This is a genomic window from Acinetobacter sp. ANC 4862 (assembly GCF_004336635.1).
Taxonomy (GTDB): domain Bacteria; phylum Pseudomonadota; class Gammaproteobacteria; order Pseudomonadales; family Moraxellaceae; genus Acinetobacter.
The window spans coordinates 1-13,450 of sequence record NZ_SJXH01000022.1; the positions used below are offsets into that span (position 1 = coordinate 1).

Consider the following 13,450-nt stretch of genomic DNA (forward strand, 5'->3'; position numbering starts at 1 on the left):
TACTTCGTCAGCAGCAAGCTAGGTCGGCTATATTACTCTCTATCTCTAAAAAGTCAACAGGTTTTATTGATTATTTTTAAACTCATCCAAGACTTCCAGATTCACACCACTCAGGCTAAATCCTTGTTTCTCAACAAGTTTTAATCAACATCACCGCCGATGGATGTGCATTCTACAGTATTTCAGAGGGGTTGCAACACTTCTTGCAAAGATTTTTTATCGTGTGTTTATTTTTCAAACCAATAAAAATATAAGCCACTGTTATATATAGCTAATTTATTTTCATTATTTTTAAATTTTATTGACCATATCCCACAAAACCTACCCAAAATAATTATAAGTAATTGTTTTAAATAAATTTAAATTATAAAATTCTTTATCACATGACTTATATTGTTTAATTCACACTCTATTCTTGTTTTATTCTTCGCCAAGCTGGCGTTTATATACACAAAACTTGTTTTATCCGCTCTTATTCCTGGACATAGATGCTCTATTTAAATATGGAAAAATAAACTCCAACGCTAAAAATCAAAAAAGCCACCGCTATTTAGCAATGGCTTTTTTTCTAGAAATTCAGTTTGAATTAGAATTTCATACTGATCCGTGCCCAGTAATTACGTCCAATATTGTTAAACTGTTCATTACTGTCAAAACCAAAACCTGAACTGCCGGCTTTATTTAAATGCTCGGTATAGGTTTTATCTAAGACATTATCAATACCGACTGATAAATCCACCCCATCATGCAGATGATAGGTACCATTTAGAGATAAAGTTGCAAAGCCTGCACTTTCTTTAAAGTCCTTACCTACAATATTGCCTTGATTTTGGCTAATGCGACTTTGATCATCCACCAAACGCCAGTAAGCACCCAGAGTATAGTTATCTTGAATATAACGTAAGTTGATACGTGCTTCTAAAGGTGCAATTTGCGGTAATGGCGTATTGTCCGTGGTGTTTTCACCCCATGCGTACATAGCACTGACATCTGCCTGAATTGCATCGGTAAATTGATAACCAATACCTGCTTCTGCCCCCGCGATTGTTGCATCTACATTACGTGAATCCGCAGCATTGACCATCATGCTTGGCGTCTTGGCTGGATCATAGGTCATCAAGATAAAATCATTGATTAGCCCAACATAAGCTGAAGCCCAAGTATTTAATGCACCATGCTGATGTTGATAACCTAGATCTAATTGTAAGGTTTTTTCAGTTTCTAAGCGTTTAAAGGTATGCATCGTACCTTCATAGTCAGTTCTAAAAAGTTCCCAATAATCTGGCATACGTTCAACATAGCCAAGTCCAAGATAGCTTTTCGCATTATGATCTGGATGCTGGCTTTCTAAACGCAGAAAAGCGCTTGGGAGAGTTTCGGTACGCTTCACACCTTTTGCCAGTTTTTCCACGCTCACATCATCCACTCGTGCGCCACCGACCAATTTATGTTGCTCATTCAACTGATAACCTAATTCACCAAACACACCATAGGAATTAAATTTCATATCTGTTTGCACTGGCATATTCATCATGGCAGAAGTCATCCCACCGGCATGATGGTTTTGCTGTGAATCGACACCCGATACGAGTTGAAACTTATCCCATTCACTAGTCATCGCAAAACGTGTATTGAGCGTACGACGCGTGACATTCATGGATTTATCGGCTTCAGGAACGTCACGTAAGCTATAGTTATCCATGACATGGTCATTAAAGTTATAGTTCACCTGAGCTTCAACTTTTTTGATGACATCGGTGAGATTTTTCTTTTCAAAACGTAAGCCTAGGCTTTCTCGGGCAAATTTTGAGCCATCCATATCACGGCCAGCATAAACCGCATCACCATCTGCCTTACCTCCACTCAGCTCGATCCAGGTATTTTCATCTGGTGTCCAACCTAAAGCGATATCTGTATTCCAGCGCTCCCATGCCGATGGGACACTGTCACCATTGCCATCTTGATAATCATCTGACTCAGAACGATTGGCATTTAAACGGATATATTTGGTTTCGTCACCAATCGCGGTTTCCACATTCTGATCTAGACGACCATAGGAACCGAGCAGTACACTGGCCTGACCACGATAATTTTTTTCAGCCGTTAATTCAGTTTCCGGACCACGCTCAAAAATAACCGTGGCTGCTGAACCGGTATTGGCATATTGAACCGTTTGTGGACCCTTGATGACTGAGATTCGATCATAACTTTCTGGTGAAATATATGAGGTTGGTGAATCCATGCGACTTGGGCATGCCCCAAGATTTTCCGTGCCATCGGTCAGGATTTTAATCCGCGAACCAAACATGCCACGGAAAGTGACATCACCATTGGTGCCAGCACCGCTGTTGACTGAACTAAAGCCGACAATGCTCTGCAGATAGTCTGCACCGTCTGTGGCTGGAATAGGCTGGATTGGCTGTTTTGGATCTGCATGCACAATCAACCCATTGGCATCATTGCCTTGATGAGCTGTGGCAACAATTGGCGCTAAAGTTTGAACGATTGCCGTTTGCTGTTCAGCACATGCTGAAGCTGAATAACAAGCAACACAAATCGCAGCCGCAAGTGGCTGTAAAAAGAATTTTGGCTGAGCCATTTTCAATCTCACTAATACATAAATATGAGCTGCGGTTGAAGCAGCGCAAGGGCTAGAGTCAATCAAGACCCGAAAATACCTTTTGATTTATGCAAATAGTGGTGGGGCTCGCCCTTGGGGCAGAAGAAAGAGTCGCTGTAAAACAAACCAGACATGACTAAAGGTCTTCTGGAATGCAATTAAGCGAACCTGGATACGATCTAAAACTTCTTTGACTTCTAATTCAGGGGGCAAAACCAAATTACCGTAGACGGTACAGTACTGACACTTATGATTGGCATCGTGATCATGCCCTGCATGTTGTTCATGCTCTTGGGTGTCTTGATGGATCTGATGCTGAGAATGTTCAGAAGGAGAAGTTTGATGAATAGAAGTAGAACCGAGTAATAATGCACGCGTAATGGTTTCACAGACCGGAGCAATCTGATATTGCTTCGGCAGCAAAGGCTGTAAAAAAACAGCAATCTGTAAAAATACCGCTATACAAGATAGCAGTAGCCCACTACGTAAAAGCACAGGCAAACCCTAAAATTTGTCTAACTCAAGTATAACAAAAAGCCCAATTAAAATTGGGCTTTTTGTTATTTTTCATTTTATCTAAATATTTGTGCTTAACGCTTTACCACAACCTTGTCTTTTTCACGTTGGCGAACAACTTTTTCGACTTTTTCACGTGCACGTTGACGCTTTAATGGCGATAAATAATCGACAAATAGCTTACCATTTAAGTGATCCATTTCATGTTGAATACAAACAGCGAGAAGTTCGTCTGCTTCTATCTCAAATGATTGACCTTCAAGGTTAATTGCCTCAATTTTTACACGTGACGGACGCTCAACTTTATCGTATATTTGAGGCACTGACAGGCAGCCTTCTTCATAGGGCTGAGTTTCTTCAGTTAACGGGGTAACTTTGGGGTTAATAAATACCATGGGTTGGTCTTTATTTTCAGATAAATCCATGACAATCAGCTGAATATGGTAGTCCACTTGTGTTGCAGCCAAACCAATACCGGGCGCTTCATACATAGTTTCAAACATATCTGCTGCAAGCTGACGAATTTCATCAGTGACTTCTTCGACTGGTTTAGCAATGGTACGAAGACGGGGATCCGGGAAACTTAAAATAGGTAATAAGGCCATACGGTGTCCTCACTTATGCCATTGATCAAAAAACAAAATGAAGGAATGCTTCATCAAAAAAATGTGTGTAATATCGTTATTATAACGCAACTACATACATAATTTTAGGAATTATGATAATGAAAAAGGTTTTGAAGGGCATGCCAACTTTTAGTGCCTTGGGGTTTAAAAAACAATTATTGGCACTTGCCGTTTGTGTAAGTGTCGGGGTCGGCGTTGTCAGTGTAGCTGAAGCAGCACCCGCTCGAAATATCAATCCACCTGCATTAAAAGCCGGAGCACCCCAAGTGTATGTGGTGAAAAAAGGTGATACTTTATGGGATATTTCCAAAAGATTTTTAAAAAATCCAGTGCGCTGGCCTGAAATCTGGGCAAGCAACAAACACGTAAAAAATCCACACTGGATTTTCCCGGGCGACCGTCTGCTGATGTGTACCTATAATGGCAAACCAATTATAGGTAAAGATGAAGGTGATGGCTGTGAAGGGATTATCCGTCGTTATACCGGTGGCACCGGCACAAAACTGCAACCTCAAGTTCGGGTTGAATCTTTAAACAATGCTATTCCTGTGATTCCACTGGAATATATCAAACACTGGTTAGAACGTAGCACCATCGTGACCCCTGAATCGATTCAAGGTACGCCATACATTTTGGGGACAGCGGATCAACGTGTTCTTGCGGCAAAAGGTCAAACCGTTTATGCACGCGGAAATGGTCTGGAAGTCGGTCAACGCTATGCCGTTTACCGTGAAGGCGAACCGTACATGTTTAGCGATGCCAAGGGTCAAAAATACAATGCCGGTCTTGAGTTAATTCAAGTTGCCTCTGGTGTGGCTGTTCGCGGTGAAAATGACATTACCACCCTTGAACTGACAGACACTTATAATGCTGAAGTTCGTCGTGGTGACCGTGTTCTGCCTGAATACGATCCGATGCTGCCAACCTTGTTCTATCCAAGCAATGCCGAAGATGTGGTTGCGGGTGGTCAGGTTGTTCGCGTAATGGGTTCCATTGGAACGGCGGCAAAACACAGTGTGGTGACGATTGACCGTGGTAGCTTGCAAGGGGTACAAGTTGGACATGTGCTCACAGTGAACCAAAAAGGCGAAATCGTAACTGATCCGAAAACCAAAGAACGTGTTCAACTGCCTGGCCAACGTATTGGTAACATCATGGTATTCAAAAGCTTTGAAAACTTAAGTTATGCTTATGTGCTTGATAGCGAATTACCGATTAAAGTCGGTGCTGGCATTCAACCATCACTGATGGATGAATAATCCGTTAATCTAAATCTAGAAATGAGGCTGAGATTCAGCCTCATTCTAGGGTCTGTTGACAATTCATCTATGTTTGCGACTACGAGTATTTTTTAGAGGATACGAGGCGTGAACTACAAAATTCAGTTATTCTAAATGCGTAGTTCACAACGACGTGGCATCAAAAAATACTCTAGTCCCGAAGGGTTGTGGCTAAAACTATCTCAAACTTCGTCATGAAATTTAAAAATGGAACCACCATTCTTTACATTTCATTCCTTGTCTGCTCAGTTTTAGCCTACAACGCAAGCCATTTATGAAATGTCAACAGACCCTATTTTAAACAATAAAAAGAAGACATATTTAAAGGTCTCGTTATGCTCAATTCATTAAGCTCCTTGCAGCTGAATTACATTCGCTTGTGGTTTCTGGTGCAACACTCGCTAACCGGCTTTTATAAAATCAGTGGACACTATTCCAATCTTGCTGAGGCAACACAGCCGGATCAAATTGAAACGTGGCAAAAGTTGGGTATTCACAAAAATCATATTCAGCGCCTGCGAGATTTTCATATTCCTGAATCGCAGCTTCAATTTCAGCATTGTATTGCTCTGATTCAAAAACATAGCGACTTTATTCTCACCCTCGAACATCCTGACTACCCTACCCAATTAATGCCCTATGCGGATAAACCGCCTATTCTATTTGGCCAAGGTGATGCTAAAGCACTATTACAACCGCAAATTGCGATTGTCGGCAGTCGTAAACCCAGTGCCCACGGGCGACAAGTGGCTTATGATTTTGCCTATTATTTAAGTGATCAAGGTTTCTACATTATTAGTGGTTTAGCGGAAGGGATTGATGAAGCAGCACATCAAGGTGCTTTACGTCATAGTCGAACCATTGCCGTGATGGGCACTGGCTTAGACCAAACCTATCCGACCCAGCATCAGCAACTGCGACAACAGATTATTGCTCATTCAGGTACTGTGGTGACTGAATTTTTACCCGGAACCCCGCCTTTACAGCAGCACTTTCCACGACGTAATCGTCTCGTGAGTGGTTTAAGTCTTGGCGTGATTGTTGCAGAAGCTGCACTGAAAAGCGGTTCTTTAATCACGGCGAAATGGGCGGCCGAACAAGGTAAATTGATTTTTGCTATTCCAGGTCATATTTATAGTGAGCATCATCAAGGCTGTCATCAACTGATTCGTGAAGGTGCTATTTTGGTCGACCATCCCGAGCAAGTAATTGAAGACTTGGCGCTGCCCACCCAATGGCAGAATCAACAGCAGATTGAACAATCAAAAAGTTTGAATGGTATTGAAGTACAAACCGAATTACCGCCTCACTTAACGCCACTGTATAACCAACTGGATTGGGTGGGACAAAACATAGATGACATTGTTGCTAAGCAGCAATCTGATATCGGCACACTGACCAGCCAACTGATGGAATTAGAGCTACTTGGCTTATGTATGCAACAGGCGGGTTTGTATCTACGTTGTCGTCCAAGCAAATAAGGTTCACAATATCCCCCTTAAATGTATTTGAAGAGATAAGATCCAATGATTACCACCTCTGTTGCCGAAGCTGCTCAATGTTTAAAACAAGGACAAGTTTTAGCATACCCTACAGAGGCAGTTTGGGGCTTAGGCTGTGATCCTTTTAACCAACAGGCTTTCCTGGAAATTTTACGCTTAAAGCAACGCCCGATTGAAAAAGGAGTGATTTTATTGGCGGCACAGATTGCACAAGTTGAGCCTCTATTAGAACCCCTTACTGCAGAAATGCGTGAAAAAGTCATAGATTCCTGGAGTCATCGCTCACCGACTGAACGAGCAACCACCTGGTTACTGCCTGCAGGCGACCATATTCCAAAATGGATTAAAGGCAACCACCCTAAAGTAGCGGTGCGTGTCACCACGCATCCTTTATGCGTGGCGCTATGCAATGCGTTTAATGGTTTTATTGTATCGACCAGTGCCAATCCTGCCGGTGGCACGCCTGCACACTCACTTCAAGAAGCCAATCAATATTTCTCAAATCAAATCAATTATTTGAATGGTGATTTGGGTCTTAGCCAAGAACCAAGCCGGATTATTGATGCCGAAACAGGTGAAGTGATCCGCGCTTAATGCGGATCATCTTGATTGCTTGATTGACCCCTACTAATTTTTAGGCAAAAAAAAGCTCAGCCATATAGGGACGGCTGAGCATAAAAAGGATGTGCATAAATCACATCCAGAGGGTCTGTGAATCTGGTTGCAAAAGTTTAAATATTGTTAAGAAATACTTAAACATTCACGATATAAATATTATCTAATAAATTGTGTTGCTATACAAATATATTATTTATCTTATAAAACACTTAAAAACTATGAAACATTCATCATATTTTCTTAACAATTTAAATTATCTCACTATTTTTTAATTATCTTTTTTCTGAATAATCGTTTCAAGCTATGATTAAAACGATTATTCATCTCCCAATTCAATTAAAAATGAGTGAAAAAAAATAATTCATTTGTTGTTTTTTTGATCTGTTTTTTAATTTAAGCATTCAATTTTACGGTTTCTACTGTCACCACTTTCTTTTGCGCCAATAAAATTCCCAGCAAAATGACCACGCCACCCATACTATGATAAATCGTCCAAGCTTCAGCTAACCACAGATGGGCAATAATCGCGGTACAGACCGGCATTAAGTTCATAAAAATACTGGTTCGATTCGGTCCAATCATTTGTACTGCCAGCATCCACACCAAGGGTGCAATCAAGGAGGGGAAAATACCGGCATAGACAACACTGCCAACATTGTGTTGATCAATCGCATCTAATCCTAACCATAAAACAAAGGGCAGATGGTAAAGCAAGGCAAAAACAATCTGCACATACAAACTAATCATCAGTGGAATCTGGAGTTGCCACTTTTTCAGGAACACGCCATAAAAAGCATAGAAAAATACCGCCAGCACCATCATGATATCGCCCAGATGACCGCCTGACTGAATCAGATGAAGCGGATTTCCCTGTGCCATCACATAGAGCAAACCGGCAAAAGATAAAATACTACCCACCACTGCAAAACGGTTAGGAATCTCCTTGAGCATCAGCATGGAAACAAAAATGGTAAACACGGGAATAAAGGCATTAATAATGCCCATATTGGTCGCCGTCGTATAATGCGCTGCGGTATAACCCAAGCCTTGATACAGCACCATGCCAAAAGCACCCAATACTGCGAGCTGTTTCCAGTGCTGCATAACCAACTGACGTTCACGCCAGACTTTAGCCAACATAAAGGGCGTTAAAACCAGAAAAGCCACTAGCCAGCGATAAAAACTGATACTGACAGGAGAAATATAATCCGCCACATAGCGTGTCACTGTGATATTCATTGACCAGATTAAAACCGCCAGTAATGGCAAACCAAGTGCCCACCAGACTGTTTTATTTTGCTGTGTCATACCCTTTCCTGTACTTGAATATCCAGTATTCATTTTTACTGAAGTCTGAAATAATTAGAATATCGAATTTCAGACATTCATATCGCGCTATAGACACATATAGATCGCTTCACTGCTGTGTAAGTAAAATTCATGATCTTTAAAAATTGAGGCAGTGACATATAAAAATTGAGAACAAGGATATTCACATGCTGGAACAGATTGAACACTATATAGAAGTGGATGATTTCTTTTATCAAAAAGATGAAATTGTTGCGCCACACAGTTCCTTATGGGGCGATTTTAATTTTAGTTTGAACGGTATTCTGGAATATGAAATTGAAGGACAAATTTATCTTTCGCCACCGAATTACGGTCTCTGGCTGCCCCCTCAAACAGCACATACTTCTATCGCTTTAGATGAACAAATCACCCATTATGTCTGTATTCGAATCCATCCTTCGTTATGTGAACATTTTGCATCTTGCACCAAAACTTTAAGTATTCGCCCCTTTCTTCGGCATCTGGTGCATGAAATCCTGGAACAAAAACAACAAGGCATATCGACCACCCATTACCCGCATTTATTACAAGTACTGATGGATCAACTGAAAACTGCACCGGCTTACGAACATTATTTACCACAAACCAGTCATGTCTTGCTCAAGCCGCTCTTACAGCAATTAGCCAATCCGCAGCTATTTCAGAAAAGCCTGCAACAACTGCTCCGCGACTCATCCATAAGCGAACGACATCTACTGCGTTTAAGCCAGCAAGAATTACAATTGAGCTTATCTGAATGGCGCAATCGCGCGAAAATTTTATATGCAATCACTCAGATTCGCCAAGGCAAAACCGTGAAAAAATTGGCCTATGAACTGGGTTATCAGCACAGTTCCAGTTTTATTGAATTCTTTAAACGCTATACCGAACAAACCCCTGCGCAACTGCGTGATGTCTAATATTTATACAGATTTAACTTACCTTTTTTGCAATTTTATGCAAACACCCTAACAAAAAAACCATAGTCAGCAGCCAAAAAAGTATGCGATTTTGATCACCGTACTCAACTTAGTATGTGCCGTATTTTTAAATTTGAATGAATAGAATCAGGCTTAATGATTGCATTAGACCTGTAAGGATGCGTTATGAAAAAACGATTACTGGCTTCACTGTGTTTTGCGGCTATGGCATTAACGGCCTGTGATAAAAAACCAAATGAAGCACCTGCATCGTCATCGACTCGCCCTGCTAGCACTCAACCCGCAACCGCCGCCTTAAGCTCAAACAATGCCGCAGATATTAAAAATAATTTAAACCAAATTGAAAGACTCTCCAACAGTCGAGCTAAAGAAGCAGCAGCCTTGCAAAATAAAGCCAATGAAGCGGCACAAAAAAGTGATAAAGCTTCTTTAAATGCGATTGTTGCGGAAATGAAAACCTACATTGCACGTTTTAATCAAGATCTCGATGCTTTAAACCTGAAAAGTTCAGAGCTTGATGCTGTCCGCGACAAAATCAAAAAATCCAACAATATTGGCATAGAACTTTCTGAAGCGAGTATTGCCAATACACCCGATACTAAAAAAATCACCGAACTGCAAAACCGAGCCACTCAATTGCAAAAAGAATTGGTCACTGAAATGCAAGCTCTGCAAACCAAAGCGAAAACAGCTCCATAATTTTGGGTTGATATCTAAAAACAGGTCTATCAGCCTGTTTTTTAATTCCTTTATCTGGGAAGATTTGCTCACAAATACTAAATTCTCAACAAGCCCTAATAAATGCTTGTCGCTAGGCGCAATAACCGTTAAAACAAAACAGTGATCATCTCAAGCATTTAAGGACAACAGAATGAGCCAATCCGTTTATGACATTCCTGTCAAAACCATTCAAGGCAATGACACCATACTCAACCAATATCAAGGTAAAGTTCTGCTCATTGTAAATACTGCATCTAAGTGTGGTCTTACTCCGCAATATGAAGGCTTGGAAAAACTGTATAAGGAAAAGAAAGCGCAAGGACTTGAGATTTTAGGTTTTCCTGCCAATAACTTCCTGGCACAAGAACCGGGTTCTGATGAAGAAATTCAGGAATTCTGTTCACTCAATTATCAGGTCAATTTCCCGCTTTTTTCTAAAATTTCAGTTGCCGGTGAAGATAAGCATCCACTTTATCAAACTTTGACTCAAGCCATTCCAGAACGTATTGGCGAAGGTCCATGGTGGAAAGATTTGGTTGATTATGGTTTAACCCCGAATCCTAAACCGGAAGTACTGTGGAACTTTGAAAAATTCCTGATCAATAAAAATGGCGAGGTTGTGGCACGTTTCGCACCGGATATTACTGCGGATGATGCACGTATCGTTGATGCGGTGAATGCCGAACTTGCCAAGTAATTTGTAACAACAACATCAGCATCTACACACCGTGTAGGTGCTTATTTTTATTATAAAAACAATAATTTAAATTAATAAAAATCCATCCTCCCTACTTCATATTTCATCCTTTATTTTAATTATTCAATAACACGACGTTCACTATCTATCAATGACTTAGGCATAGGATAAAGCTATAAACAAACCGCCATGAACAAAAGGTAAAGTATGAATACTCTAGTCAAAGCAATCATTTTATCACTCTCGACTGCTTTAGTTGCTGCACCTGCAATGGCTGCTCCACAAGACCATCATTCGCAACAATACAATCAGCAACATAACCAACAGCCTGTTCAAAATCACCATAAAGCACCTGTTCAGCAACATCACAATACTGTACATAAAAAAGCGGTAAATCCGTCACATGACTGGAGAGTGGGTCAAAAAGTACCAAGTCAATATCATGGCAAAAGTTATAAAGTTGACCACGCTAAATACAAAAAATTGAGCAAACCTGGTAAAAACCAGCAATGGATTAAAGTGAATGGCGATTATGTTTTAATCAATGTGATGAGTCATAACATCATCAAAATCATTGGCGGTTAATTTCAGCGATCTCGGTGAGAAAAGAGTGCTTCGGCACTCTTTTTTAATGCCTGAAAATAAATTTGTTATCGCTTTGCAACAATCAGTTTTTTCTACACATTTCACCCTTATATTAAGCATCATTAAAGTAAAGATATGAATTGGTTATGAAAAAATTCATCCAAAATGTGGTTTCTCCTTTTGTGATGTTTAGTGCGGGCATTTTGTTGATGGGCTGTGAGCAAGCCAATTCTCCTGATTCAACAGAAAACCAAACTTCACAATCAAGCGAAGTATCTGAACAGGTTTCTAAAGAATCAGCAGAAACACCTAAGGCTGATCTAAAAAGTGGCAACATGTTTTATATCGTGCGTGATGTTGCAGATATGCAGCTGAAAGCTGGCGATTATGTTGAGCAGCTCAAGCAAACTCAAACTGATTTAGAAACTGCCATCAATGACAAAGATCAGCAGCAGCTCCAAGCCACTGCCAAACATTTACAACAACAACTAACCGGTTTTAATCAGGCACTGACTGGCTTGAACCTGAAAAGTCAGGAAATTGATTCGATTCGTCAAAATATCATGCAAGCCAATCAGCAAGTGCTTGCTACCCCATTTTTAAATGGAGAAGTGGATTTGAGTAAGGTCGATTTCAAGAAAATTGAAAAACAGATGGGCAGCATCCAAATGGAAATGATCAAATTGGCCGGGATGATGATTCCACAAGGTCAGGATGAACCAGAGCAGAGTGAACAAGACCCAAATGAACCAAATCAAGAAAGCTAATGCTTAAACCCATTTAGAGCAATTCAATTAAGCTGAATTGCTCTAATAAAGTGGATCATTAAAGTCTCATATCAATCACAATACGCCCGTCGATTTTCCCGTGCTCCATACGCTCAAAAATATCATTAATATTTTCTAACGGTTCCACATGTATATGAGCCTTGACCTTGCCACGAGCAGCAATATCCAGTGCTTCTTTCAAGTCTAAACGTGTTCCGACAATCGAACCACGCACCGTAATTCCTTCCAGTACCATATTGAAAATGGATAAGTCGAATGTACCGGGCGGCAAACCATTCAAAACCATGATTCCACCACGACGCACAATCGCAACTGCTTGTTCAAATGCTTTAGGCGATACAGCGGTTACCAATACGCCATGACATCCCTCGCCGCCTGTAGCTTTTAACACTTCTTCTTTCACATCAACTTTAAGCGCATTTAATCCGACATCCGCACCCAGGCTTTTTGCCAAATCAAGCTTAGTGTCATCGACATCAATGGCGACCACATTAAAGCCCATAGTTTTTGCATATTGCACCGCCACATGACCCAAACCGCCAATACCGGAAATGGCCACCCAATCCCCTGTTTTGGCTTCCGTCATTTTCAAGCCTTTATATACCGTAACACCTGCACACAAGATCGGAGCGATTTCAAGCAGATCAACACCTTCGGGAATGACACCGACATAATCACCATCTGCCAAGCAATATTCGGCAAAACTTCCGTTGACTGAATAACCTGAATTCTGTTGCTTTTTACACAGCGTTTCCCAGCCTGCATAGCAATGATCACAGTGACCACAAGCAGAATAAAGCCATGGAACACCGACAATATCACCCACTTTTAAGTGGTCAATTCCCTCACCTATTTCTATGATTTCACCCACCCCTTCATGTCCCGGAATAAAGGGTAAACTCGGTTTCACCGGCCAATCTCCATGCATGGCGTGTAAATCGGTATGACAAACACCTGTGGCAATAATCTTTACCAATACTTTGCCCGGGCTGATTTTGGGTATTTCAACTTCTTGTATTTGTAGTGGTTGATTAAATGCAGTCACCACCGCTGCTTTCATGGTATTTGCCATGTTAATTCTCTCCCTATTACCCATACTGAGATGGTTCTTTTTTTTTTAAACCATGGTTCACTATATCGGGCAATAAATAGCCAACAGTAGGGGTTTTGTAGCGGATTTGCTCGTTTTGAATTATTGTTGCAACTCGTTTAAAGGGTATCTTTCAGC

At 40.8% G+C, this 13,450-nt stretch carries 13 protein-coding genes; 8 read left to right on the forward strand and 5 right to left on the reverse strand.

Going from position 1 to position 13,450, the window contains the following annotated elements:
• Positions 1–586: 586 nt before the first annotated feature.
• From E0409_RS10285 to def, 3 genes are all read right to left on the reverse strand, one after another.
• Entirely contained in the window at positions 587–2,599 is a 2,013-nt protein-coding gene (locus tag E0409_RS10285; RefSeq protein ID WP_131290464.1) for a TonB-dependent copper receptor, read from the reverse strand.
• Positions 2,600–2,686: 87 nt separating this feature from the next.
• Entirely contained in the window at positions 2,687–3,115 is a 429-nt protein-coding gene (locus E0409_RS10290; RefSeq protein WP_131290467.1) for a DUF2946 family protein, read from the reverse strand.
• 95 nt (positions 3,116–3,210) lie between these two features.
• Entirely contained in the window at positions 3,211–3,741 is a 531-nt protein-coding gene (gene def / locus E0409_RS10295; RefSeq protein ID WP_131290470.1) for a peptide deformylase, read from the reverse strand.
• A gap of 119 nt (positions 3,742–3,860) precedes the next feature.
• On the opposite strand from def, the gene E0409_RS10300 reads away from it, so the two are divergent.
• From E0409_RS10300 to tsaC, 3 genes are all read left to right on the forward strand, one after another.
• On the forward strand, positions 3,861–5,021 hold the full coding sequence (locus tag E0409_RS10300; protein ID WP_131290473.1) for a LysM peptidoglycan-binding domain-containing protein: 1,161 nt from the start codon (positions 3,861–3,863) through the stop codon (positions 5,019–5,021).
• Positions 5,022–5,377: 356 nt separating this feature from the next.
• Entirely contained in the window at positions 5,378–6,523 is a 1,146-nt protein-coding gene (gene dprA / locus E0409_RS10305; protein ID WP_131290476.1) for a DNA-processing protein DprA, read from the forward strand.
• A gap of 45 nt (positions 6,524–6,568) precedes the next feature.
• Positions 6,569–7,138, forward strand: a complete 570-nt coding sequence (tsaC, locus tag E0409_RS10310) for an L-threonylcarbamoyladenylate synthase type 1 TsaC (RefSeq protein ID WP_131290479.1) — start codon at positions 6,569–6,571, stop codon at positions 7,136–7,138.
• A gap of 417 nt (positions 7,139–7,555) precedes the next feature.
• Here tsaC and E0409_RS10315 read toward each other — a convergent pair whose 3' ends face one another.
• Positions 7,556–8,470 carry a DMT family transporter gene (locus E0409_RS10315; RefSeq protein ID WP_131290482.1) on the reverse strand — a complete coding sequence of 305 codons (915 nt, stop codon included), beginning with the start codon at positions 8,468–8,470 and terminating at the stop codon, positions 7,556–7,558.
• A 161-nt stretch (positions 8,471–8,631) separates the two neighbouring features.
• On the opposite strand from E0409_RS10315, the gene E0409_RS10320 reads away from it, so the two are divergent.
• The 5 genes from E0409_RS10320 to E0409_RS10340 all read left to right on the forward strand — a co-directional run bounded on the left by E0409_RS10320 (position 8,632) and on the right by E0409_RS10340 (position 12,201).
• Positions 8,632–9,411, forward strand: a complete 780-nt coding sequence (locus tag E0409_RS10320; RefSeq protein ID WP_502699821.1) for a helix-turn-helix transcriptional regulator — start codon at positions 8,632–8,634, stop codon at positions 9,409–9,411.
• Between the two features lie 186 nt (positions 9,412–9,597).
• Positions 9,598–10,131 carry a PM1805 family lipoprotein gene (locus E0409_RS10325; protein ID WP_131290488.1) on the forward strand — a complete coding sequence of 178 codons (534 nt, stop codon included), beginning with the start codon at positions 9,598–9,600 and terminating at the stop codon, positions 10,129–10,131.
• Between the two features lie 172 nt (positions 10,132–10,303).
• Positions 10,304–10,849, forward strand: a complete 546-nt coding sequence (locus E0409_RS10330; RefSeq protein ID WP_131290491.1) for a glutathione peroxidase — start codon at positions 10,304–10,306, stop codon at positions 10,847–10,849.
• A 207-nt stretch (positions 10,850–11,056) separates the two neighbouring features.
• The gene (locus E0409_RS10335; protein WP_131290494.1) at positions 11,057–11,434 is read left to right on the forward strand and encodes an RcnB family protein; all 378 of its coding nucleotides are present in this window, start codon (positions 11,057–11,059) and stop codon (positions 11,432–11,434) included.
• Positions 11,435–11,580: 146 nt separating this feature from the next.
• Entirely contained in the window at positions 11,581–12,201 is a 621-nt protein-coding gene (locus tag E0409_RS10340; RefSeq protein ID WP_131290497.1) for a PM1805 family lipoprotein, read from the forward strand.
• Between the two features lie 58 nt (positions 12,202–12,259).
• On the opposite strand, the gene adhP is transcribed toward E0409_RS10340, so the two are convergent.
• A complete protein-coding gene (gene adhP / locus E0409_RS10345) occupies positions 12,260–13,294 on the reverse strand; it encodes an alcohol dehydrogenase AdhP (protein WP_131290500.1) in 1,035 nt (344 codons plus the stop codon).
• Between the last annotated feature and the right edge of the window lie 156 nt (positions 13,295–13,450).

Coding starts and splice junctions, on each gene's coding strand:
- E0409_RS10285 (WP_131290464.1), bottom strand. CDS start 2,599: ATGGCTCAGCCAAAATTCTTTTTACAGCCACTTGCGGCTGCGATTTGT.
- def (WP_131290470.1), bottom strand. CDS start 3,741: ATGGCCTTATTACCTATTTTAAGTTTCCCGGATCCCCGTCTTCGTACC.
- E0409_RS10300 (WP_131290473.1), top strand. CDS start 3,861: ATGAAAAAGGTTTTGAAGGGCATGCCAACTTTTAGTGCCTTGGGGTTT.
- dprA (WP_131290476.1), top strand. CDS start 5,378: ATGCTCAATTCATTAAGCTCCTTGCAGCTGAATTACATTCGCTTGTGG.
- tsaC (WP_131290479.1), top strand. CDS start 6,569: ATGATTACCACCTCTGTTGCCGAAGCTGCTCAATGTTTAAAACAAGGA.
- E0409_RS10315 (WP_131290482.1), bottom strand. CDS start 8,470: ATGACACAGCAAAATAAAACAGTCTGGTGGGCACTTGGTTTGCCATTA.
- E0409_RS10325 (WP_131290488.1), top strand. CDS start 9,598: ATGAAAAAACGATTACTGGCTTCACTGTGTTTTGCGGCTATGGCATTA.
- E0409_RS10330 (WP_131290491.1), top strand. CDS start 10,304: ATGAGCCAATCCGTTTATGACATTCCTGTCAAAACCATTCAAGGCAAT.
- E0409_RS10335 (WP_131290494.1), top strand. CDS start 11,057: ATGAATACTCTAGTCAAAGCAATCATTTTATCACTCTCGACTGCTTTA.
- E0409_RS10340 (WP_131290497.1), top strand. CDS start 11,581: ATGAAAAAATTCATCCAAAATGTGGTTTCTCCTTTTGTGATGTTTAGT.
- adhP (WP_131290500.1), bottom strand. CDS start 13,294: ATGGCAAATACCATGAAAGCAGCGGTGGTGACTGCATTTAATCAACCA.